The 23,914-nt window shown below is 64.0% G+C and carries 18 protein-coding genes; 4 read left to right on the plus strand and 14 right to left on the minus strand.

Annotated elements, in window-relative coordinates; genetic code table 11:
• Window positions 1-13: 13 nt before the first annotated feature.
• From F1643_RS10795 to F1643_RS10815, 5 genes are all read right to left on the minus strand, one after another.
• A complete protein-coding gene (locus tag F1643_RS10795; protein WP_194913124.1) occupies window positions 14-763 on the minus strand; it encodes an electron transfer flavoprotein subunit beta/FixA family protein in 750 nt (249 codons plus the stop codon).
• A gap of 89 nt (window positions 764-852) precedes the next feature.
• Complete coding sequence (gene dmpG / locus F1643_RS10800; protein ID WP_194913125.1) at window positions 853-1,872, minus strand: 4-hydroxy-2-oxovalerate aldolase; 1,020 nt, start codon at window positions 1,870-1,872, stop codon at window positions 853-855.
• A gap of 14 nt (window positions 1,873-1,886) precedes the next feature.
• A complete protein-coding gene (locus F1643_RS10805; protein ID WP_194913126.1) occupies window positions 1,887-2,819 on the minus strand; it encodes an acetaldehyde dehydrogenase (acetylating) in 933 nt (310 codons plus the stop codon).
• A 179-nt stretch (window positions 2,820-2,998) separates the two neighbouring features.
• Entirely contained in the window at window positions 2,999-3,769 is a 771-nt protein-coding gene (locus F1643_RS10810; protein ID WP_194913127.1) for a ferredoxin--NADP reductase, read from the minus strand.
• Between the two features lie 208 nt (window positions 3,770-3,977).
• A complete protein-coding gene (locus F1643_RS10815; protein WP_194913129.1) occupies window positions 3,978-5,192 on the minus strand; it encodes a cytochrome P450 in 1,215 nt (404 codons plus the stop codon).
• A gap of 184 nt (window positions 5,193-5,376) precedes the next feature.
• Here F1643_RS10815 and F1643_RS10820 point away from each other — a divergent pair, with 184 nt between their 5' ends.
• The 3 genes from F1643_RS10820 to F1643_RS10830 all read left to right on the plus strand — a co-directional run bounded on the left by F1643_RS10820 (window position 5,377) and on the right by F1643_RS10830 (window position 9,962).
• Window positions 5,377-6,225, plus strand: coding sequence for an AraC family transcriptional regulator (locus F1643_RS10820; protein WP_194913130.1), 849 nt, complete (start codon window positions 5,377-5,379; stop codon window positions 6,223-6,225).
• A gap of 60 nt (window positions 6,226-6,285) precedes the next feature.
• Window positions 6,286-7,896, plus strand: coding sequence for a GMC family oxidoreductase (locus F1643_RS10825; RefSeq protein WP_194913132.1), 1,611 nt, complete (start codon window positions 6,286-6,288; stop codon window positions 7,894-7,896).
• Between the two features lie 728 nt (window positions 7,897-8,624).
• The gene (locus tag F1643_RS10830) at window positions 8,625-9,962 is read left to right on the plus strand and encodes a DUF1329 domain-containing protein (protein ID WP_194913134.1); all 1,338 of its coding nucleotides are present in this window, start codon (window positions 8,625-8,627) and stop codon (window positions 9,960-9,962) included.
• A gap of 230 nt (window positions 9,963-10,192) precedes the next feature.
• Here F1643_RS10830 and F1643_RS10835 read toward each other — a convergent pair whose 3' ends face one another.
• Both F1643_RS10835 and F1643_RS10840 read right to left on the minus strand, forming a co-directional pair.
• A complete protein-coding gene (locus tag F1643_RS10835) occupies window positions 10,193-11,164 on the minus strand; it encodes an aldo/keto reductase (protein ID WP_194913136.1) in 972 nt (323 codons plus the stop codon).
• 126 nt (window positions 11,165-11,290) lie between these two features.
• Window positions 11,291-12,355, minus strand: coding sequence for a Rieske 2Fe-2S domain-containing protein (locus F1643_RS10840; protein ID WP_194913138.1), 1,065 nt, complete (start codon window positions 12,353-12,355; stop codon window positions 11,291-11,293).
• Between the two features lie 200 nt (window positions 12,356-12,555).
• Between F1643_RS10840 and F1643_RS10845 the strand changes: the two genes are divergently transcribed.
• Entirely contained in the window at window positions 12,556-14,259 is a 1,704-nt protein-coding gene (locus tag F1643_RS10845; protein WP_194913141.1) for an FAD-dependent oxidoreductase, read from the plus strand.
• A 62-nt stretch (window positions 14,260-14,321) separates the two neighbouring features.
• Here the strand turns inward: F1643_RS10845 and F1643_RS10850 are convergent, their stop codons facing one another.
• The 7 genes from F1643_RS10850 to F1643_RS10880 form a co-directional block, all read right to left on the minus strand.
• Entirely contained in the window at window positions 14,322-15,557 is a 1,236-nt protein-coding gene (locus F1643_RS10850; protein ID WP_194913143.1) for an NADH:flavin oxidoreductase, read from the minus strand.
• A gap of 72 nt (window positions 15,558-15,629) precedes the next feature.
• The gene (locus F1643_RS10855; RefSeq protein ID WP_194913144.1) at window positions 15,630-16,037 is read right to left on the minus strand and encodes a VOC family protein; all 408 of its coding nucleotides are present in this window, start codon (window positions 16,035-16,037) and stop codon (window positions 15,630-15,632) included.
• Between the two features lie 240 nt (window positions 16,038-16,277).
• Window positions 16,278-17,705, minus strand: coding sequence for an NAD(P)-dependent oxidoreductase (locus F1643_RS10860; RefSeq protein ID WP_194913145.1), 1,428 nt, complete (start codon window positions 17,703-17,705; stop codon window positions 16,278-16,280).
• Window positions 17,706-17,733: 28 nt separating this feature from the next.
• Complete coding sequence (locus F1643_RS10865) at window positions 17,734-18,489, minus strand: SDR family oxidoreductase (protein ID WP_194913146.1); 756 nt, start codon at window positions 18,487-18,489, stop codon at window positions 17,734-17,736.
• A gap of 52 nt (window positions 18,490-18,541) precedes the next feature.
• On the minus strand, window positions 18,542-20,965 hold the full coding sequence (locus F1643_RS10870; protein ID WP_194913147.1) for an RND family transporter: 2,424 nt from the start codon (window positions 20,963-20,965) through the stop codon (window positions 18,542-18,544).
• A gap of 24 nt (window positions 20,966-20,989) precedes the next feature.
• On the minus strand, window positions 20,990-22,117 hold the full coding sequence (locus F1643_RS10875) for a YCF48-related protein (RefSeq protein ID WP_194913149.1): 1,128 nt from the start codon (window positions 22,115-22,117) through the stop codon (window positions 20,990-20,992).
• A 73-nt stretch (window positions 22,118-22,190) separates the two neighbouring features.
• Complete coding sequence (locus F1643_RS10880) at window positions 22,191-23,897, minus strand: DUF1302 domain-containing protein (RefSeq protein WP_194913150.1); 1,707 nt, start codon at window positions 23,895-23,897, stop codon at window positions 22,191-22,193.
• Window positions 23,898-23,914: the final 17 nt, after the last annotated feature.

The following is a 23,914-nucleotide window of genomic DNA, read 5'->3' on the forward strand; positions in this document are numbered from 1 at the left end:
CGGTTCGTTCCCCTCAGATCACGCGCGCTTCGGTCTTGAGCTTGTCGACCAGTGCGGCGACGTCCGACACCTTGATACCGGCCTGACGCTTGGCGGGCTCGGCCACCTTCACCGTCTTCAGTCGCGGCGTCACATCGACGCCCAGGCTGTCCGGCGTAACCGTCTCAAGCGGCTTCTTCTTCGCCTTCATGATGTTCGGCAGGCTGGCATAGCGCGGCTCGTTCAGGCGCAGATCGGCGGTGACCACCGCCGGCAGCTTCAGCGACACGACCTCAAGCCCGCCGTCGATCTCGCGCGTCACCGCCACGGCGTCACCAGCCGGCGCGACCTTCGAGGCGAAGGTGCCCTGGCCCCAGCCCAGCAGAGCCGCCAGCATCTGGCCGGTCTGGTTGCAATCGTCGTCGATCGCCTGCTTGCCGAGGATCACCATTCCCGGCGCCTCCTTTTCGACCAGCGCCTTGAGGACCTTGGCGACGGCAAGCGGTTCGGTGGTGACGTCGGTCTGCACCAGGATGGCGCGGTCGGCACCCATGGCGAGAGCGGTGCGCAGCGTCTCTTGGCACGTGGCCGGGCCGACGGACACGACGACGATCTCGGTCGCCTTGCCGGCCTCCTTCAGGCGGACGGCCTCTTCGACGGCGATCTCGTCGAAGGGGTTCATGCTCATCTTCACGTTGGCGGTCTCGACGCCGCTGCCATCCGCCTTGACGCGGATCTTCACGTTGTAGTCGACCACCCGCTTCACGGGCACCAGGACTTTCATGGGCTCTTTCAATCCTCGTACAGGGCGCGTTGGCGGTCTGGTTGGCCGGTCGCCGGGCACCAGTGGGGTTGGCCCCCGGCGGACGCGGCTCAGGCTGCCTGGGACCGCTCCTTGATCAGGTCCAGGGCGACGTCGACGATCATGTCCTCCTGCCCGCCGACCATCTTGCGCCGGCCGAGTTCGATCAGAATCTCGCGTGCGTCGATACCATAGGTCTGCGCCGCCTTCTCCGCGTGCCGCAGGAAACTGGAATAGACCCCGGCGTAGCCCAACGACAGGCTCTCGCGGTCCACCCGAACCGGACGGTCCTGCAAGGGACGCACGAGGCCGTCGGCGGCATCCATCAGTGTGTAGAGATCACACCCATGCTCGTAGCCCATGCGATCCAACACGGCGATCAGCGCTTCCAGTGGTGCGTTTCCGGCGCCCGCACCCATGCCGGCCAGAGAACTGTCGACACGCACCGCACCGTTCTGGACGCCGACCACTGCGTTGGCAACGCCGAGAGTGAGGTTGTGGTGCGTGTGGATGCCGACCTCCGTTTCCGGTTTCAACGCGGCGCGGAATGCCTTGACGCGTTCCGCTGCGTCTTCCATCAGCAGGGCGCCTGCCGAATCCACCACATACACGCACTCAGCCCCATAGCTCTCCATCAGCTTGGCCTGCTCGACCAGCTTCTCGGTCGGGATCATGTGGGCCATCATCAGGAAGCCGACGGTGTCGAAGCCCAGTGAGCGGGCGTGTTCGATGTGCTGCCGGGAAACGTCGGCCTCCGTGCAGTGGGTGGCGACGCGCACCGAGCGCGCGCCGGCCTGGTACGCCTCCTTCAGATCCTCCTTGGTGCCGATGCCGGGGATCAGCAACACGGTGACTTTGGCGTGAGTCAGCACGTCGGCCACCGCGGAAATCCACTCGTGGTCGGTGTGCTTGCCGAAGCCGTAATTGAAGGTGCCGCCTGCAAGCCCGTCGCCGTGACAGATCTCAATGGCATCGACTTTGGCGGCGTCCAGCGCCTTGGCGATGGTCGTCACCGTCTCCAGCGAGTATTGGTGACGCAGTGCGTGCATGCCGTCTCGCAGCGTCACGTCCTGGATGTACAGCTTGCCCATGATTTGGCCCTCCCTCAGGCCCTCAAGGTGCGCTCGACCCAGCGGTCGGCGGTGGCCATGGCGGCCGAAGTCATAATGTCGAGGTTGCCCGCGTAGGCCGGCAGGTAGTGCGCCGCTCCTTCGACCTCGAGAAAGATCGAGGACTTCAAGCCGGAGAATTCGCCATATCCCGGGATGCGCAGCGGGTTGTTGTCGCCGATGTGCTCGAACTGGACCTTCTGCTTCAGGCGATAGCCGGGCACGTAGCTCTGGACCTCCTTGACCATCGCCTCGACGGATGCTTCGACCTCCTCCGGCTCCGCGCCCTGGGAGAAGGTGAAGATCGTGTCGCGCATGATCACCGGGGGCTCCGCCGGGTTCAGGATGATCACTGCCTTGCCGCGATCCGCCCCGCCCACTGTTTCGATGGCACGCGCCGTGGTCTCAGTGAACTCGTCGATGTTGGCGCGCGTGCCGGGGCCCGCCGAGCGCGAACTGACGGAAGCCACGATTTCGGCATATGGCAGAGCCTTTGCCACGCGCTTGACCGCGTAGACCATGGGAATTGTGGCTTGCCCGCCGCAGGTCACCATGTTGACGTTGGGCTGGTCGAGGTGGGCGTCGAGGTTGACCGGCGGCACGGTGTAGGGGCCGATGGCGGCCGGGGTCAGATCGATCACCTGCTTGCCGGCGGCGATCGCCGTCGCCGAATGCTTTTTGTGCGCATAGGCCGAGGTGGCGTCGAACACCACCTTGATATCCTCCCACTCCGGCATCTTCACCAGTCCGTCCATACCCTCGGCGCAGGTGGCCACGCCCATGCGTGCGGCGCGGGCGAGGCCGTCGGAGGCCGGGTCGATGCCCACCATAACGCCCATCTCCAGGTTGCGCGCGCTGCGCATGATCTTGATCATCAGGTCGGTACCGATGTTGCCCGAGCCGACGATCGCTACCTTGACTTTGGCCAAAGCCACCTCCCGCAAATTCAAAGCCAGACATCGGCGCTTCCGAAGGCTGCGCCTCGGCCTTCGATTGGAGACGCTAGACGATTTCTACGCAATGCGTCAATAAATTCCGTCACGTATCCGGTGAGTGCGTTTCTGTTGTCGGAACTGACGACGCAAACATCGACGCTGTCGATGGGTGCTCAGCGTTCAACGAAAGCTCGCTCGATGACGAACTCGCCTGGCCGGTGGCTCGCGCCTTCGGAAAAGCCATGCCCTTGAAGGATGGTCACCATGTCCGTCAGCATGGCCGGGCTTCCACAGACCATGACGCGGTCGCGGTCGGCGTCCAATGGCGGCAGGCCGGTGTCGGCGAACAGATGGCCGCTCGTGATGAGGTCGGAAAGTCGGCCCCGGTTGGTGAAGGGCTCGCGCGTGACGGTCGGAAAATAGATCAGCTTGTCTTTGATCGCGTCGCCCAGGAACTCGGTGCCGGGAAGGGTATTGGTTATGTAGTCGCAATAGCCCAACTCGCTGACATGGCGGACGCCGTGGGCGAGCACAATCCGGTCGAAAGCCTCATAGACGTCCGGATCGCGGATGATGCTCATGAAGGGTGCCAACCCGGTTCCGGTCGAGAGCAAGTACAGGGTCTTGCCGGGCCGAAGATTGTCCATGATGAGCGTTCCCGTCGGCTTGCGGGACACCAGCAGCGTATCGCCGGGCTGCAGGTGCTGAAGCCGGGACGTCAGCGGGCCACCCGGAACCTTGATGCTGTAGAACTCGAGGTGATCCTCGTAATGAGCGCTGACAATGCTGTAGGCCCGCATGAGCGGCCGCCCGCCCACTTCCAGGCCTATCATGACGAATTGGCCGGGTTTGAAACGCCGACTTGGTGAGCGACTGGTGGTGAAGCTGAACAGCGTCGGATTCCAGTGATGAACCGAACGGACCTTTTCTTGCTGGATGGACATGCGCTGACCCTTTGCTGGACGGCTGGCTTTTCCGGCTGGGCGGAAGGTCGTTATAGGGCGCGGCGCGCAACGTGTTTGCCCGATGGCCCCTATCCGGCGTGATTTGACCAGCGCGCGGACTGGCCACCTGGAGCGGGGCGCCGGTGCTCATGGCCTCGCCCGCCTCCGCGCCTGCGCCGGTTGTCGTTGATCTGATGACGCCGCTGCTTCACGCGTCCCATTCGAGCGGAAGCGCTTTCAGCATCATCGTAGCTCCGGGCGCGTTTTCGATAGTCCGTCCGGGCGTAACCCGCAGGTTCGGCATCCGCGGCAGCAGTTCCTCGAGCATGACCCTGATCTGGGTGCGTGCCAGATACGCGCCGACGCACAGGTGCGGCCCCGACCCGAAGCCGAGATGCTTGACCCGGTGTCCCTGAGCCCGGTTGAAATCGACGGTCAGCGGGTCCGGGAACGCGCGGGGGTCCAGGCCTGCGATGGGCGTTCCGGCACAGACCGGATCGCCCTCCTTGAACGTCACGCCATGATATTCGAAGTCCTTCGCAGCAGCGCGGCCGATGAAGGAGATGCCGAACCGGCGCAGCATTTCTTCCAGGGCGACCGGGATCTTTTCAGGGTGGTCGAGGAGATAGTGTCGGTGTTCCGGGCTCTCCGCGAGAAACCGCATGATGTGGGTCATCTGCGACGTCACCGTGTCGAGCCCGCCGGTGAACAGCATGATGGTGATCGAATGCATTTCCTCGAATGTCAGCGCGCGCCCATTCAGCCGAGAGGCGACCATCGCGCGGAACATACTGCCCTGGTTGCGTTCGGGATCGGCGAGCTGCTCGGTCAGCCAGCGCGTGACGAAGTCGTACGCCGCGGTGAAACCATCCCGCATCTCCTGCAGCGACCGGCCGCGGAAGATCCCGTAAATCCACGACAGGCACTCGTCACGATGGCTGGGGTGTGCGCCCATCAAGGCGAGGAAGATGTCGATCGGGAGCTTGTAGGCGAAGTCGTGCACGAACTCGCACCGGCCCGGCTGGAAGGCACCGAACAGCGCGCGGGAGAAATCCCGTGAATCGTCCTCCAGCGTGGCGAGGGCACGCGGCGAGAACAGGTTGTTGGCCAGGATCTGCCGATAGCCGGAATGATCCGGCGGATCGAAGCTGTTGGGGATCAGCTTGAGCGGGTTGACCATCTTCGGAATGGACAAGGAGGTGGCGGTGAACAGCTCGTGGCGCCTGAACACCTCGTCAATGAGGTCGGAGCGCGTCACCACCCAATAGCCGCCCAGGTCCGGGGAGAAGAATATATCAGGTTTTTCCGCCAAGCTCGCGATATACCCCCAAGGATCTCTCCGAAATTCGTCGTCATCACGAAAGTTAAAACGCAAAACAAGTTCAGAAGGAACATGGTCGGGGATGAGTATGTTATTGTCCATCGTCGTATTTCCTCTACAAGAGTGGCGTTCTACATGCGCAAATTTATCTCTGGCTCAACAGTGAGGCGCTGACCGATTGAGCGCAAGCCGGAGCGCTTCGGAGATTCGGACAGGTTTCGCCGGTTCGGACAAAATGAGGTGAGGGGGGCTTGACCTCGACGCGGGGCACAGGCAACTGTGGGAAATGAGCGCACCCCTCAACATTCTGGCGGGCAAACATTTACCCATCGGCGAGGCGCAGCTCGTCGAGTGGCACTGGCCTTCACCGATAGATGTGACGATCTGCGAAGACCGCCACATGATCGAGATGTCGCTTCCGCCATTGGCTGCCGACGGTATGGCGAGTTTTCCCGATCTCTCCCCAGGCCGCTTCAGCTCCATCGGAAACCTGTTCCTGAGACCGGCCGGTATCGCCATTCGTGCCCGGAGCAAGGGCGGTCATATTCAGGTCGTTCGCGTGGCCGTGCAGCCGGCGTCCTACGCAGCGATCGTCGGCACCGAACTCGATTATGAGGAGGCGTTGCTGCGCGCCGGGCTCGACCTGCGTGACGATGTGCCGAAAATGCTACTGCACCGGCTGCGTGAGGAACTGACGGCTCCCGGCTTCGCCAGCACCATTCTTGTCGAAGCCTATGCCGTGGCGCTGGTGGTCGAGACCGCGCGGAGCGTGTCGGATCGTGCAGAGCGCCGGGCGGACACGGGACGGCTCGCGGGCTGGCAATACCGTCGGGTTTGCGAGCGCATCGAGTCGGACCCGACATCGCCGACGCTCAGCGAACTTGCGCGGCTGTGTGGCGTAAGTCCGCGCCACTTCGCGCGCTTGTTCCGCGCACTGACCGGGGAAAGCGTGACGGCCTACGTCACCCGCGTCCAGATCGCTCGCGCAGCGGCGCTTCTGGAGAAGGACGACCTGCCTTTGAAGGAGATCTCCGCCCGGCTTGGCTTCACCAATCCCGGGAGCTTTTCCACCGCGTTCCGCCGCGCCACCGGCGTCACTCCCAGCCGCTACCGCCGCGAACGCGCATACCCATAGATCAGAGCGACTTCATCGCACAAGCGGGTAAACCGCCTGCACGCGGAGGAAAACAAAGCCATGGCCCAGCGCCAGCAATTCGACTTCGTCATCATCGGTGGAGGGTCGGCCGGGTGCGTCCTCGCAAACCGCCTGTCGGCAGATCCGCGGACGCGCGTCCTGCTCATCGAGGCCGGTGGGCGCGACCGCAGCGTGTTCATCCATGCCCCCGGCGGACTGCTGCCGATCATGTACCGCGGCTGGTTCCAATGGATGCACGTCAGCATTCCGCAGAAGGCGACCGGGGATCGGATCATCTACACGCCACGAGGCAAGGTGCTCGGAGGGTCCTCCTCCATCAACGGGATGGTTTACGACCGTGGCGCGGCGGGCGACTACAACCTCTGGCGCCAACTGGGGAACGAGGGGTGGGCGTACGAGGATGTCCTTCCCTATTTCAAGAAGCTGGAGGATTACCGGCCGGGTACCGGTCCGGCGGACACCGGTCCTTTCCACGGCCGGGGCGGCCCGGTGCACATCAGCCGGCCGGGCATTCGCCACCCCCTGGCCCAGGCCTTCTGTGAGGCGGCGAAGGCCGCCGGCGTCCCCTACAACGACGACCTGAACGGGGCGGTCCGTGAGGGGGTCGGGCCGGTCGACGTCACTGCTTCCGCGGGACGGCGTTACAGTGCGGCGCGGGCTTATCTGCGCCCTGCAGCAGGGCGAGCGAACCTGACCGTCTTGACCGACGCCCATGTGACACGTGTGCTTACGACCGGCAAACGGGCCACGGGCGTGGAGTACCGGCACGGGGACGCCACGCTCCAGGTGGACGCCGCACGGGAGGTCATCCTGTCGGCCGGCGCCATACACTCGCCGCACATCCTGATGCTGTCGGGGATCGGCGAGGCGGCGCACCTCGCCCGGTTCGGCATCCCCGTTGTGCATGATCTGCCCGGCGTCGGCCAGAACTACCGGGACCATGTGGCGGTGACCGTGAAGCAGGCCTGTACGCAGCCGATCTCCCTCTACAATTTCTTCAATCCGTTGGTGGCTGCAAAGGCGGTCGCGGACTTCGTCCTGTTCCGCAGGGGCCCTCTGGCCCAACCCCCGATGGAGGTGACGGCCTACCTGCGCACGATGCCCGGCTCGCACGAGCCCGACATCAAGATCCACTTCTCGATGGCCCTTTACGAGGCGATGGGCCGGAAGCTCAGCATGCGCCACGGCTACTTTGCCCACATCGACCTGCTGCGGCCGGAAAGCGTGGGTGAAATCCGCTTGGCTTCGGCCGATCCGGCAACTCCGCCGGCAATCGATCCCAACATCCTGTCGACTGAAAATGACATGGCGATGGGACGGGCGGCGATCCGTGCCACGCGTGCGATCTTTGCGCAGTCCCCGTTCGACCCGATGAGGGGGGAAGAGTTGGCTCCCGGCGGGGCAATGCAGTCCGACAAGGACCTTGACGCCTATCTGCGGGCAACGGCGGTCTCCGATATCCATTCCGTCGGAACCTGCCGGATGGGCCCGGATCCGATGGCCGTCGTCGATTCCCGACTGCGCGTCCATGGGATCGGGGGCCTCCGTGTCGTCGACGCCTCGGTTATGCCGCGCGTGCCGGGTGGGAACACCAACGTGCCGACCATGATGGTGGCGGAAAAGGCGGCGGACATGATCTTGGCAAGCTGACCCTGATATTGCTTGGCGCTGACGATTCGGGGCCGAGCTCGCTCTGCACGAGCCGTTGGTCCTGCCCGGTCATCGCGCAATCGATACTGGCGTCCGACTTGAAAACTCCGAACGCGGATTGGAGGGCCTGAGCCGATTCCGAACGCGCCCAGGCCTGCGGAGCCGCCTCGTCGCGTACTGTCACGTCGATTGCGCAAATTCAGGTTGCTATCCGCTTGATACCGTTGTTTGCGCGCCTATTGCGGTATAATATTACGCATACATCGATCAAGGCGCGCTCCAATTTCCGGCTGTGCGTATGGAGCTTTCCCCGTTGCGCTGTGCCTTCGTCATTTCCAGCGGACGCGGATGAGGCCGGGGAGAGCCCCTTGAACGGGGTCTCGCCGACGCCTGAGCCGATTTGGAGCTTGTTCCAGCGCCAGGAAATCCGGTCGTGCCCATGCCCTGCTGCGGCCGAGCGGAGAACTTCAACTTCAATGGAGGAACTGCCATGAGCGGGTGATCGAGGAGACAGATTTTGCCGGGGCCGCCCCCGTTTGCCGGTGAGCGCCTCCATCCTCACCGAGCCTGCGGTCCTGGATGTGTATCGCTTTGCTTCCCATCACTCGGGGCCGGTGGACAGCCGGCCCGCCCTTTTCCCGGGCACGCTGCGCCTGACCACCGCCGCCGCGTGCTCGGCCGATTGATCAACAAAGCAGGAGCTAGGGATGAAAACGGGATCTTGTGCCGTGGCCATATTGGCGCTGTTCATCGTGAATGGGGCACAGGCCGCCGTCACGGCCGACGAGGCGCAGAAGCTGAAGAGCGAATTGACCCCCATGGGAGCGGAACGTGCCGGCAACAAGGAGGGCACGATCCCCGCCTGGACCGGGGGCCTGAAATCGCTTCCCGGTCAGGCGCCGGGTAACCATCGCCCCGCCATCCATCCCGAAGACCAGGTTCAGTTCTCGATCGATTCGAAGAATATGGATAAGTATAAGGACAAGTTGTCGCGCAATCTGATGGCCACGATGGCCAAGTATCCGAACTTCCGCATCGACGTCTACCCTACCCGGCGCACTGCCGGGCTCTCCCAGTGGAACTATGACCAAACCTTTTTGAACGCCACGCGCACGACGACCACCAATGACGGGCTAACCGTGGAGAACGCGTTCGGCGGCACCCCTTTCCCGATCCCGAAGACGGGACGCGAGGTGCTCTGGAACGCGACGATGCGCATCACGGTACCGGAAATGGAGAGTGTCGCCAGGAACTGGGCCGTAATGCCGAACGGCGACAAGGTTCTGCTGTCCGAGTTGAACATGCGGGTCGCCTATCCGATGTATGATCGGAACAGCAGCATCGAGGAATACAAAAAGGGGCCGGGCTTCTTCAGCCTTACCCGCTCCGAATTCAGCGGCCCGCCGGTGAAGAACGGCGAGATGTTGCTGATCCGCTTCCCCGCGGACACCTACACGAAAAAGAACGATATCTGGCAGTATCTGGCGGGACAGCGGCGGCTGCGCAAGGCGCCGAACCTTGATTACGACGCGCCGAACCCGAACACATCCGGCATGAGCAACATGGACGAATCGTACGGCGTGTCCGGCTCGCTGGACCGCTTCGATGTGAAGCTGCTCGGCAAGAAGGAGATGTTCATCCCGTATAACAACAACAACATCGCTCTGATGAAGATCGATGATATCCTGAAGCCGAACTTTCCCAATCCGGATGCGGTGCGCTGGGAGCTGCATCGCGTCTGGGCGGTGGAGATGACGGTCAAATCGGGCATGCGCAATACCGTTCCCCATCGCATTGTCTACATCGATGAGGATTCATGGAACTTCGCCCTCATCGATTCCTTCTCGGCCGATGAGAAGCCGTGGAAGCTGACTTACTTCAACCAGTATGTCTGCCCGGATGGGCCGATGGTGGGGCTCGCCGGCTACTTCAGTCTGAACCTACAGAGCGGAACCTACCTGATGGAAGGCGAGATCTCCGGTTCTCCCAAGCCGCTGAACTGGGTCGTGAAGAGCCCGGCCAGCTACTACAGCCCGGACGCGCTGGCGGCGGCGGGCGTGCGCTGAGCCGGGACCGGGTGGTGGCGGACTTGACATGGTCCGCCACCAGTCAGGTGACAGCCGAGGTGTCGAAAATGGCGGGCTGAGGTGTGTGACTGTGTCGGGTTTGGTATTCAGGGGGCGCCGAATGTACGGTTTCCCTCGAACGGAGTCCGCATGGCGGCATCGTCGCCTTGGGCCCATGCCGGCCCGCTCCCCCCAGGATCGAGGAGCGGGCACCACATCGTCACGCCCAATCAGGCGGTACGGAGCCGCCGCAGGTCTTCGGACGAAAGCGTGAGGTCGCACGCCGCGACACTCTCGGCAATCTGTTCCGGCTTGCTGGCGCCGATGATCGGGATGGTCGGCACCGGCTGCGAGGTCAGATAGGCGAGCGCCACGTCGTTCAGGCCGGCGCCCCGCTCCTCTGCCACCTGCTGGAGAACGGCGAAGCGGCGGCGGTTCGTGTCGTTGAGGTACATGTCCCGCAGGTCGTCGGATAGCCCGGCCTCGCCGGCAGTCGCCAGCTTGGTGAAGAACCCCCGGCTTTGAGCCGAATAGGGAATCATTGTGAGGCCGCCGGCATGGAGCGCCTCGTACCCGTCCTCATAGTAGTTACCGTAACCGGATGTGGCGGCCATCGCGCGGTCGGGTGCCGCCAGTCCCCAGAACGGCTGGCAGGCGACAAAGCCGGCATGGCCGATGCTGCGGGCGTAGCCCTGGGCCTCGGTGATCCGGGCCACCGACCAGTTGGACGCTCCGAAATACCGGATGCGGCCCGCTTGCTGGTGGGCGATCAAGGCATCGATGATGGCGCCGACCGGTTGCGCCTCGTCGTCCATATGGAGCCAGTACAGGTCGATCGTGTCGATCTGCAGGTGCTCAAGGCTTTCGCGCAGGTCCTGCTCGAGGTGGACGGGGGTGACGCGCTTTTGATAATCGCCGGCGCGAATGTCGAAGAAGGCGCCCTTGGTGGCGACCACGATGTCGTCGCGCCGCTTCGTCTTCAGCCACGCGCCCACGGCGCGTTCACTCGCTCCCTTTGGGGCGTCGGCAATCCAGTCGCCGTAGGAGCGCGCGGTGTCGATGAAGTTGCCGCCAAGTTCGGCGAAGCGGTCGAGAAGCGCGTTCGCCCGTCCCTGATCGACGGCGGTGCCGAACATATTGGTGCCGAAACACAGGCGGCTGACCGCCAGCGTCGTCTTATCCAGAGTGACCTTGGACAACATTCTTCTCACCTCTTGGTCAGGCGACGACCCTTCCAGGCCCATCGCCCTGATGGACGCCGTTCGCGCCTCCCAGGACGGGAGGCGCGCGGGCGGATTCGATTGCGGAAGGAGAGGGTGCGTCGGCGCTCAGGCCGCCGCTTCCCGGTGCGTCGGCATGCCGCGAACGGGATAGGTGCCGTTCGCCAGCGATTGGAACTTCTCCGCCTCGGCGCGCGGGTTGTAGAACTGCTTGTACCACATGCGCACCTTCGAGAAGGCGCCGTCGCCCGGAACGGCCAGCGGCGTGATGCAGGCGCGCTTGTTTCCCCAGATCTCGAAGTCCTGCGCCAGCGCCCCCAGCGCGCCGGCCTGCGCCTGCCGGGCTGCCGGCAGGTCGTCCGGTGTGGCGATCGCCTTGCCGCTGTTCACCAGCAAGCCGTGCCAGGCCATCAGCGAGCCGTCGTCGACCGGTGTGTTGGCGATATACATGATGGCGCTGGCCTCGTTGTAGTAGGACAGCAGAATGCCGGGACCGGTGTAGAAGGTATCGGTCTCCAGGATAAAGCCCGGCAAGAGGGTGCGGTGCGGCGCCCCCTGGTACTGGCGTAGCACGATCCCGTTGATCTCGTTGCGGAAATAGATCGGCTGGCCGCCGTGCGTCGGACCCAGGTGGCCGACATCCGCCATGTTGTCGATGATTTCCTGCGGGTGGCAGGGCAATATGCCGAGATGGTCGATCGCCCAGTGGACATAGGCGGGGTTGTCCCATTCCGGGATGACCGGAAGGTCGAAGTCCGGCCCGCCGCCCTCGGGATCATGCCACGTGAACAGGCAGCCGTACTTCTCCTGCAGCGTCCAGGTGCCGACCTTTGCCGCGGCCGGGATCTTGCCCTGGAGGTAGGGGATATGGTTGCAGTGCCCGTCCGGTCCGAACCGCCACGCGTGGTAAGGGCAGCGGATCGACTCGCCCTCCACATGCTGGTTGTCCTTGATGACATAAGAGGTGGTGTTCTTCGCCAGATGGGTGCCCATGTGCGGGCAATAGGCGTCGATCATGTAGGCGCGACCGCTCTCGCCCCGGTAGAGCACAAGGTCCTGGCCGAAAAAGCGCACGGACTTAGGCACCGATGTGACCTCCGCCGCCTCCGCGACCATGAACCATCCGCGCGGAAACGTGAACGGCCCCAACCCATAATCCGCAGTCCCAGCCATGACGGCCTCCCTCAGCGTTTCGTGTGATAGCTCGCTTGATGCGATCCTAGCACGGTATATTTCTCCGAGAAATACGATTTATCTAGGCAACAATCCGCTATTTGCGTAATTTTGATCCAAGTCAATCACCTGCCTGGCCGATCATCCGCAAGGCGGCAGCGGGTGACTGAAAACCCACACACGCGATGAATGGGGTTGAGATGAGCGGCGGCGATCAAGCCTGGGATATGGACGTTGACGTCCTGGTGGTTGGGTCCGGCGCGGGCGGGTTGCTGGCGGCGGTGGTTGCCGCGCACCACCACGCCAAGGTGCTCGTGATCGAGAAAAGCGACGAGTACGGCGGCACCTCGGCCACGTCGGGTGGCGGCGTCTGGATCCCAAATAGCCCGCTGGCTCCGCCCGACCTGCACCAGGACAGCCCGGACGACGCGTTCCGCTACATCCGCGCGCTCAGCGATGTGAGCGTGCCGGACGAGAACATCCGCGCCTACGTGCAGTGGGCACCTGAGATGCTGCGCTGGCTCACCGCCAATACGCCGGTGCGCTACAAGAGCCAGCCCTACATCGACTACCACGCCGAGGTTCCCGGCGGCAAACTCGGCTATCGTACCCATCTGCCTGAACCGATGGACGGCCGCTTGCTCGGACCGGACATGCTGGACCTGCGGTCCACGTCGCCCGCGGCAAGCCTGTTCGGCGTCATCAATTGGCAGTTGTCGGAGACCTTTGCGCTGCTGTTCCGGCCCAAGGGATGGGTTCGCACAGCCGCGCGCATGGTCGCCCGCTATTACGGCGACCTGCCGCATCGCTTCCGCTCGCGCAAGGACCGCTTCCTGACGCTCGGCACCGCGCTCGTCGGTGGCCTCCGGCTGGCCGCGAAACAGCGCAGTGTTCCGCTTTGGCTGCGCACCCGTTTGCTGGAGCTGGTCGCGGAAGAGGGGCGGGTGGTCGGTGCCGTGGTCCAGCAGGACGGCCGCAAGCTGCGGATCCGCGCCCGCCGTGGCGTCGTGCTGGCGGCGGGAGGCTTCGAGCGGAACCCGGAGATGCGTCAGCAACACATGCCCGCGGTCCCTGTCCCGACGGTGAGCGGCTCGCAGGAGAACAACACCGGCGACAGCATCCGCGCGGCGACGGCGATCGGTGCGGCGACGATGAACCTCCACATGGCGTGGTGGGCACCGGTGTTCTCGATCCCCGGCGAGAGCCGTGGCCGCTTGTCCACGATCGAGCGGGCTCTGCCCGGCTCCGTCCTGGTGAATCAGGCGGGCCGCCGCTATTTGAACGAGGCGGCGTCCTATCACGTGGTCGGGCGCCAGATGATCGACGCCGACCGGCCGGACGCCCGCACGAACCCGTCCTGGCTGGTGTTCGACGCCATCTTCCGGCGGACTTATCCGGTCGGACCCATCCTGCCGCTTCTCCCGGACTGGGTGCTCAGTGCGCCGCTGCGCAGCATCCTCAAGAAAGCCTCCACGATCGACGGGCTCGCCCGTGCCATCGGCGTGCCGGCGGCCACGCTGCGGGAGACGGTGGGTCGCTTCAACACCGGGGCACGGCAGGGCGTCGATCCTGAATTCGGCCGCGGCGCCCAGGCCTATGACCGGATGTTCGGCGACCAGCGCGTCCAGCCCAACCCTTCGCTTGGTCCCATCGAGACGGCGCCCTTCTACGCCATTCCCATGCATGCCGGCGACATCGGCACCTGCGGCGGGTTGAAGACCAACGCCGACGCCCAGGTGCTGGGAACGGATGGCCTGCCCATCGCCGGCCTCTACGCTGTCGGCAACAACGCCGCGTCGGTCATGGGCGGCAGCTATCCCGGCGCCGGTTCGACGCTCGGCCCCTCGATGACCTTCGGCTTCGTGGCCGCCCGGCATGCGACAGGGGCCAACGTCCCGGCCTGACGCCGGGACGTGGCCGGGGGAGGGAAGGCTGTGGGATTGGCGGCGCACCCTTGCGGGGGACTCTAGGGGGTGCGCCCGGCCGCCGCCGGGATGCGGTTCAGCGCCGGATCGATGCCGTTCCCGGTCAGCGGGCAATGGGTGCCGGACGGGCCGTACATCACCGCGACGCAGCGATTGCAGGCGGTGCAGGCGGAGTGGTGGGCCGGATCGTCGCGGAAGCGCCGTACCAGGTCGGCGTCATGCACCAGCGACCGCGCCATCACAACCGCTTCGAACCCCTCGTCCAACACGCGCCGCGCCGCGTCGAGCGACAGAACGCCACCGACATAGCCGAGCTTGCAGGACACCGCTGCGCGGACCTTGCGGGCGGCCTCCAGGAAATACAGCTCGGAAAAGCGCACGGTCTTCGGCGTCGCCAGCTTGAGCAACGTGAACTGCAGCTTGTTGAACAGGCCGCTCTTCATGGCGGCGAAGTCGTCGAAGGGCAGGGGGCTGGAGAAAATGGCCCAGGGAGCCTCGATGTTGCGCCCGCCCGACAGAACCAGCATGTCAGCCCCGGCGCGCTCCAACAGGCGTGCCGTGACGATCGCATCCTCGACCGTGGCGCCACCTTTGACGCCGTCATAGAGATTGATCTTGGCGAGAACCGCGATATTCGAGCCGACCGCCTCCTTGACGGCCGCCATCACCTCGACCGGGAAGCGTGCCCGGCCTTCCGTCGAGCCGCCATAGGCGTCACGGCGCTTGTTCGAGAGCGGTGACAGGAACTGATTGAGCAGGTAGCCGTGGCCCATGTGCAGTTCGACCGCGTCGAAGCCCGCCTTTACCGCCAGACGTGCGGCGGTGACGAACTCGTCGCGGACCTGGTCCATGTTCGCGCGCGTCATCGCCCGCTGGAGGGGCCGGCCCAGCATCAGCCCGATCTTGTCGATGCCGCCGCTGGCGGACATGGCGCGCCGCGTGGTCAGCTCCTTGTGCTGGGCGAAGCTGCCGCCATGCGTGATCTGCGCCGAAATCAGCGCGCCCTCGGCATGCACCGCCTCGGTGATCGCGCGGTAGTGCGGGACGCTGGCCTCCGAGATCACACCCTGGTCGGTGAAGGTGCGGCCGTCCGGCGATACCGCCAGATAGGCGAGCGTCGTCATGCCGACGCCACCGGCCGCCAGCCGGCGGTGGAACTCCAGAAGTGCCTTCGTGGGCAGGCAGTCCCTCGTCATCATCTCGTTCGCGCCAGAGCGGATGAACCGGTTCGGCACTGTGACCGGCCCGATGGTGATCGCGGAGAAGGCGTCGATCATGATGTCACTCGTGTGCTGGGACGGGTGGGGTGGGCATCCCGGCGATCGGCCGGGATGCCGGGGAGCGGCCGTTCAGCTTTGGGTGAGGAGCTGGGCGACTTCGATCAGGTGGCCTTCCGGGTCGGCCACGAAGGCCACCCGCACACCATGGGCCGGCATGTCGCGGGCCTCCTGCACCAGTGTGCCGCCGGCGCTGAGCGTGCGCTGGACGAACGCGTCGGTGCTGTCGGTGATGAAGCCCAGGATGACCTCGGCCGTGGAGGGCGCCGATGTGTCGAGAAACTTCAGGAGAACGAAGGTCGCCGCCCCTTCGTAAGGCGGCTTGAAAAGGATTTCGCTGATCTTCCGCCCGGCGATCTCCTCATCGACGCGAGCCATTTCTTCCAGCCCGCACACGGTCTTGTAGAAGGTCGCAGCGGCTTCGAGGTCGGAGACCAGGAGCTTCGTAAATCCAAAGTTGTTCTGCACGGTGTCCTCCAAGGGGTTGATCGATGCCGCGCCGGGGGCGCGAGGATTCTTTGGTTCGAGGGTGGAGGGAGCGGGCCTATGGGCTTTGGGCGGCTTGATGGCAGTGGCGCTCCAGGCTTGCTGGCCAGCGCCCGCAGTCGAATTTCGCTCCCCATTACCGTTTCCTGGACGGATTGCCGGTTGCTCGAACCTTATAATAAGTGAGCGCTTACTTTTCAGCAAGAGCGCCCGTTGCCGCCCCGTGCCGACAGTTCAAAAGCCGCCTTGCCAGACCTGCGCGAAGAAGGGACTGCGCGTCGCCACCGCATCATAGGTCGACGGATCGACCATGCAGGTCGGACACCAATGACCACCTCGCAGCATAAGGTTGGGAGACATGTGGAAGGCATGCCCCAATGCGCAAATCCAGCCAACCGGCGCGTGGGGGGCGCCCTCATAGCCGGTGGTGCAGCGCCCGCCGCGATACTCCGCGGCCTGCCGCAAATCGGCCGCCGTCCAGTTCTCCTTCGGCTTGCCGTCGTCATAGCCGTGGTCCAGGTAGGACGGGGAGCGCGACGGCTGTTCGAGCGTGAATTGGTCCCAGTCGGCCGGCAGCGCCTGCCATTTCGCGCGCGAGCCGAAGAACGCGTCGATGTGCGCCCGGTCGTCACACGCAATCCAGTGCAGCGGTCCGCCTTCCGCCTTCGCCAACGCCTCGATCCGTTTGCGCGCGGCGCCCTGAGCCAGACGCGCACCCAGTTTGACGTAGAAGGGCAGCGCATTGCGAAAGTCGTTCAGGAAGTCCGCAAAGCTCTCGCGTCGGAACGGCACCAGCGCTTCCAGAGTGTCGGAGTCGCTGTACCACTGCCCGTGGAAGTTCCGCGTGGCGAACCAGTTCGGCTGAAAGACCTGCCGGAAGTCGGAAAATCCCAAGGTCTGGAAGGTGGCGGCGGCGAACTCATGGCTCACCTTGCGCATGCCCGCGCCGCCGCCGATGTTGAAGAAGTTGCGCCAGAACGCTTCCGGCACGCTGTCCTCGCAGGTGTTCGCGGCCAGATTTCCGGAATCGCCGGCCGTTACCCATTCCAGCACCGCATTGAAGGGGTTGTGGAACATGATCGGATCATGGATTTTCCAGAGATGGGGATGGGCAATGCCGGTCTGGCGCAGGGACACCCAGTGCTTCAATCCGGACTCGGCGACGATTGCCTCGGCCCGGGTCTTGCTCACCGCGTAGTGATCGAAGTGGCTGATCTTGATCGGGTCGCCCGTCCGACCCCAATGGACCGGCGCCTGCCGGTCGCCGGTCTGGGCTACGGTGCCGATGTAGACAAGGCGGACGCGATCAGGGTCGGGCTGCGCCTTGATCGCTTCCACGATGTTGCGGGCCCCCCCGACATTCACGGACATGGTGCGCTCGGGAAAACGGTCGGCATAGGGCGAGACGAGGCCGCCGATGTGGAGCACCTGGTCCGCCCCCGACACCCCCCGCAGGACATCCTCGTATCGGGTCAGATCGCCCCAGACGATCTCCAGGTTGCGGTGGCCGCGGTAACGCTTGATGACAGGGGTCGCGGCGTCGTTTGGTAGAACGAGGGCTTTGACGCGGAATCGGTCAGAACGATTCAGCAGCTGGCGCAGCGTTTCTCCGCCCATGTTTCCTGACGCGCCTGTCAGGAAAATCGTCGTCTTGTCCGCCATCTCCGCCCCTCTGCCTTGACGGGTGCGGTCAGAATGCGTCGGGACGCATCAGCGCGTCGGTGCCGCCATCGTTGAAGATGATCTGGCCCAGCAGATAATGTCCCTCGAAGGTCAGCAGATAGGCGGCCAGTTCGGCCATCTCGTCGGGCACGGCGAAGCCCTTCACCGCCATCGGATTGGATTGGGCGATCAGCTTGACCATCTCCGGATCCCGCAGCAGCGGTGCGGTCATGCCGGTCTCCACCACGCCTGGAGCGATGCCGTTGAGGAGGATGCCCGCCCCGGCCCATGCGGGCGACACGGCCGTCCGGCGCAGCCAGAGCGACAGCGCGCGTTTGGACGACATGTAAGACAGGTCCGGCTGCTCGGCGATGGCAGCGACCGCTGCTGCTTCGTCGCCGGCCAGACAGGCGGTGACCGCCGCGTCATGGACCGGCAGAAGCGCCGCCGTCGAACAGATGGCGACCGCCCGCGGACGGGGCGCCTCAGCCAGCAGCGGGCGCAAGCTTTCCAGGGTCGCCACGGCGCCGAAGTAGTTGATTGACAGCGTTGCCGGCACGGGATGCGAGATGCCGGCGGCGGCCACCACGCCGTCGAGGCGGGGCATGAGCCGCATGGCAGCCTCGGCCATGGCTTTCCGTCCCCCTTCGGTTCCCAGGTCGGCTTCGATGTCGGCATCACGCAGGTCGACGCCGATGACGCGGTTTCCGCCCGCTTCCAGGCGCCGCCGGATCGCCGCGCCGATGCCCGACGCCGAACCCGTGATCAAATAGGTGCAGGTCATTCCCCTCTCCCTTTTTATTGTCAATGACGATTGTTTGGAGGTTGGCTGGCGGTCAGGCGCCGTGAACGGCGCGTTTCAACTGGCCCGTCGACTCCGCCCGTCGATGGCGGGGCAGCAGGAAATAGGCCAGCGCCGGCAGCAGGACGAGCGCACCCAGCATGTTCCACAGGAACATGAACGCCAGCATCACCCCCATGTCCGCCTGGAACTTGATGGGCGAGAACGCCCAGGTCGCCACGCCAAGCGCCAGCGTGAAGCCGGTCAGCATCACCACCTTGCCGGTGAACAGCAGAGCTTGGTAGTAGGCCGTGGACAGCGACATTCCAGCACGCAGAGCAACCAGTACGATGCTGAGCACATAGAGCGCGTAATCCACGCCGATGCCGACGCCGAGTGCGATCACCGGCAGCGTCGCAACCTTCACGCCGATGCCGAGATGAACCATCAACGCCTCGCCCAGAACCGACGTGACGATGAGGGGCACCACGGCGCAGACCACCGCCTGCCAGGAGCGGAAGGTGATGAAGCACAGCAGGATGACGGCGCCATAAACCCACAGCAGCATCGTGCGGGAGGTCTCCTTCACGACGATGTTGGTCGCCGCCTCGATCCCGCCGTTGCCGGCCGCCAGCATCAGCTTGGAGTTCGGCGTGTCCTGTGCGCGGAAGGACTCCACCGTCGCAACCACCCGCTCCAGCGTTGCCGCCTTGTGGTCGGCCAACGAGATGGCGACCGGCGTCTGCTCGCAGTTCCGTCCCACCAGGTCGACCGGCACCATCGAGGTCATCTGGTTCAGCGTCAGCTGGTTCGGTGTCAGATCGAACCATTTCAGGTTGCCCTCGTTCAGGGCGATCAGCATCCTGCGGCTCATCGACGCCAGTGAGGTGGTGCCGGTCACACCCGGCACCTTGCGCAGTGCCGCCTCCATGCTGTCCATCCGCAGCAGCGAGTCATAGGCGGCGCAGGTCCCCGGCGTGGTTTTCACCATCGCCACCAGCACGTCGCTGCTCATGTTGTACTTGGAGATGAGATAAGCGTTGTCCTGATTGTACCGGGAGTCCGGGCGCAGCTCCGGTGCGCCGGGATCGAGATCGCCGATCTGCAGTTTGTGGCTTTCGTACCAGCCGCCGACGGCCAGGACTGCCGAAACGGCGATCGCGACCGTCGCCCAGTTACGGCGCGTAAAGAGATCGAGGAAGCGCCAAACGGCGTTCTTCTCGCCGTTGCCTGACAGCACCGCCGTCTCATCCCGCAGGCTGCGCCGCGCCGCCGCGGCGTCAACGCCGGTGTAGCTCAGCAGGACCGGCAGCAGGATCAGGTTTGTGAAGGTCAGGATGGCGACGCCGATGCTGGCCATGATGGCCAGATCCTGGATCACCCGGATCTGGATCATCAGCAGGACGGCGAAGCCGACGGCATCGCACATCAGCGCGGTAAAGCCGGCAACGAACAGCCGGCGGAAGGTCTGTCGCGCCGCGTGCAGCTTCGGCATGCCGCGGCCGATGTCCTGCATGACTCCGTTCATCTTCTGGGCGCCGTGGCTCATGCCGATGGCGAAGACCAGGAAAGGCACCAGGATCGAATAGGGGTCGAGAATATAGCCGCCCAGCGGCAACAGGCCCAACTGCCAGACGACGGCGATCAGGGAGCAGGCCACCACCAGAAAGGTGCTGCGCAGGCAGCGCGTATACCAGTACATCAAAACCGTGGCGATGACGATTGCCCCGGCGAAGAACAGCAACATTTGCAACAGGCCATCGATCAGATCGCCGACCACCTTGGCGAAGCCGGTGATGTGGATCCTGATGCCGTCCTTTTCGAACTTGGCGCGCAGGTTCTCCAGGCGCTCCGACAGCTTGCCGTAGTCCAGCGGCTGGCCGGTCTGGCTGTCCTTGTCCAGAAGCGGCGCCAGGATAATCGTGGAGCGGAAATCGTTGGCAACCAGTTGCCCCACAATGTTGGCGCGTAAGATGTTCCCCTGCAATTCCTGCAGGCTGGCGGGCGAACCGTCATAGGTATCCGGCATGACCGGACCGGACGCGAAACCGTTCTCAGTCACCTCCGACCAGCGGGTTCCAGGCGTCCAGACGGACTTCATGAACTGCCGGTCAATACCCTCCGTCAGGAATGTGGCGTCGTTGAGTTGCTTCAGCACCTCGATATAGTCGGGGTCGAAAATCGATCCTTTGGTATTTTCGACCACGATGCGGACGACATTGCCCTGATATTCCTGCGCCAGAGAAGATTTGTTGGAAAAATAGTTTTGAATGTAGGGATGATCCGTCGGGATCATGTTTTCGTAACTTGCGTTCAATCGAATGTTCAGCGCTTGCCAGCCGAGCAGGGCAGTGATCATTGCGCAAATGAACACGATTGATTTGCGATGGCTGAACAGGAAGCGCTCGATCATGGAGCCGCCCTCGACGTCGAACGGGACGTCGGCGTTCGCATCATCCCTCGCCTTCACGTGAGCCATGTCAGTTTTTCCCATGTTTGAAGACTACTGCGCACGAGGAGGCAGGACAGTGGACGGAGCGGAGAGGATCGGCTGAACGCCTGCCGGCCCAACTGCCAGGACAGCGCCATTGGCGGCCTCGACCAGACCGGAAACAGGCACATGCACCGGGGCTTCGACCCGCTGAAACTGCGAACCGCCTCCGGTCCGCCGGTAGATCTGGCCGGCTTGATCGGCCAGAAGGGCGGTGCCGTCACGCAGACGAATGGCACTGGTCATGGTCGCGGCACCGGCCAGCTCAACCTTCGTCCAGGACATGCCGCGATCTGAGGATCGGAATGCATTTCCGCGCAGGCCGACGATGATCACGTCGTCGGAAGAGGTGGCAAGGGCGGCGAAGAGGCTGCCCTCGTAAGGCGAGGTCAACGCCTCGAATGTGGCGCCGCCATTCTGGCTACGGAAGAGGCTTCCCTGCTCGCCGACGATGTAGATGTCCTGGCCATTCGGTGTCGCCGCACCGGCATTCAGGTGCCAATGCCCTTGATTGTCGATTGCCGCGCTGGCAGGCGTCCATGACGTGCCGCCATCCTCCGTGCGCATTGCCAATCCATAGGCTCCCAGCACCAGGGCTCTACGCTCGTCGAACACCAGAAGATCGAGGAAAGGCTTATCCGGCCCATCCTGCACAAGGCGTTCGGCAGCCCGCACCGCCTCGCTTGCACCGTCTGCCCCGGTCTTCTCGCGGGCATCCTTCAGGAATGCGGCTGCGACGGACATACCGTCCAGCTGCTTGGTCCATGTTTCCCCGCCGTCGTCGGTGCGCAGGACGACGCCGAAATGTCCGATGGCCCATCCCCGCCGAGGAGAAGCGAAACGCACGGCGGTCAACGTCACGTTGACGGGCACTGCCGCCTGGCGCCACGTCGTGCCATTGTCGTCAGACAGGAAGACGATTCCGCGCTCCCCGGCCGCGACCAAGCGGTCACCCGCGCGCGTGATAGCGATAAGGAAGGGCGCGGCGGCAGGACTGGATGTGGTGGCCGGCATTTCCAGCACGGACCAGCGGCCGGACGGCGCTGCCGCCGCGTCGCCGTTCCAAACCCCACCTGACAGAGCCAGATAGCTTCCCAATAGCAATACTGCGGGCAAACGGCGCTTCATGATCTCGCTCATCGCTTCAAGACTGTTTCGGGCACCAATCTGGCGGCCGGATGGCGTCCGGCCTGCCTTATGCTGTCCTGGAATGTCAGAAGGTCCGCTGGACATTGAAGGACACGAAATCACGATCAACAAAGGGTTGGCTCTTCAGGTCTCCGACCCAGTGTGTATAGGAAAAGCCGCCCTTCCAGACGTTCTGATAGGTCAGGTTGGCAGCCAGTGAGACCGAACCGGCGCCGCGCACCATACTCGGATCGATGGCCGACTTACCGAACAGCCCATAGCGCACGTTCGGTCCGATGCTCAGGTCCAGCCCCGGAGCGACCTGGTAATAGTCGAACATCAAGCCGACCTGAGCGGCGCCGGCGGAACGGGTCTTGTCCGGATCCCGCAGATCGACTTGACTCAGATTCTGGTGCGTTCGCATGACGTGGTTGAAGGCGAATTCGCCCGTGAGCGTTGCGCCCTCCCACAGGCCCATCTCCGAGCGCGGCAGGCTGTAAATCGTCGAGACCTGGGCATGGAAGGTATCGCCGGTCGGGTACCAGCGGTTGTCACGGCCATCGCCGGTTTGGCCGGGGAGAAGTACCAAGCCGATGTTCGGATTGTAGGCAAGCGGTTGATTGCGGCGGACGCTCACCTCGGCACCGACATTGGCGTCGCCGACGTTGGTCGTCAGACTGGCACCATAGAGTTGCACCGCTTCCGGGAACGCCAGATAATATTCAGGCGTGAAGGAGGAGGTCAACGGCGTGTAGACCACCGGATCCTTGGCATGGAACTGCAACGCGTAAAGACCGATCGAATAGTCTCCGTCATCCGGGGTGTACTTGATTGACGCGCCGAATTGACCTTGCGAGTTTCGCGGCTTGCGGTCCTCGCGACGGGGAGCAATGCATGTCCGGTCCGGTATCGCCGCAGCGATCAGGCAGCTGCCCCCGTAATCGACGAAGTCCACCGAGCTGAAGAAGCTGCCGACAGCCGGATTGCGGTTGCGGCGCCATTCAAGCTGGTAATAGCCGGCAACGGAGAAGTTCTGGTCGATCTGAAGCTGGCCGCCGACTTGAGCGACCGGCATGATCAGTTCCTTGACCTGGGAGCCGGGAACGCTGACCGCTTTGATCGTGTCGAGCGGTGCCATGCCCGCGGCGATGCCGTTCGCGCCAAAATACAGGCTTTCGCCCCACAGCTGTGCATAGCGACCTGCACGCAGGCTGAGCGGCATGTCGCCGACTTCGGTCCTGCCGTACGCGAACGCATCGAGAAGCTCGATGTTGCGGCCATGCAGCTGTCGCGTTTTCTGCGGGAAATCGTGGTTGGAGATATTGGGCGGCTGGTTGTAAGTGGCGTCCGAATTGTTGTCGGTGTGGCTGTTGTAGACTGTGTCGTACCATGCAGCGGCGCTGGCTCGGAAGCCGTATGATTTGAGATAGTTGACGTCGAATTCCGAGAGTACGTCGATGCGGTTGGAGATCGGACCGTTACGGAAATTGCGGTCGCCGTCGTCACGCTGGCTGGCCGTCAGCCCATTGACCACGGGCCCATTGATGACCGTATCGGATGGGCTCTCGGTGCGGAAGGCGAGTGAGTATTTTAGGGTGTTGTCCCACGAAATCTGCCATCCGTCCTGATCGTACAGCGATGCCGCCGCGGCCGACCCCGCCAGCAAGGTCATGACGCTCGCTGCGGGCAGCATGGACGCGAGGACCGCAAAGCGGCGATGCATCGGCCTGCTGCGCTTGTCGGTGCACTTCCCGACCGGCGTAATCCTGGACTTGTTGGTGCTTGTGCGCATTCTGTCCCCACTCGAAG

Origin of the sequence: Azospirillum sp. INR13 (genome assembly GCF_015390205.1) — a bacterium.
In the GTDB taxonomy this organism is placed as follows: Bacteria; Pseudomonadota; Alphaproteobacteria; order Azospirillales; family Azospirillaceae; genus Azospirillum.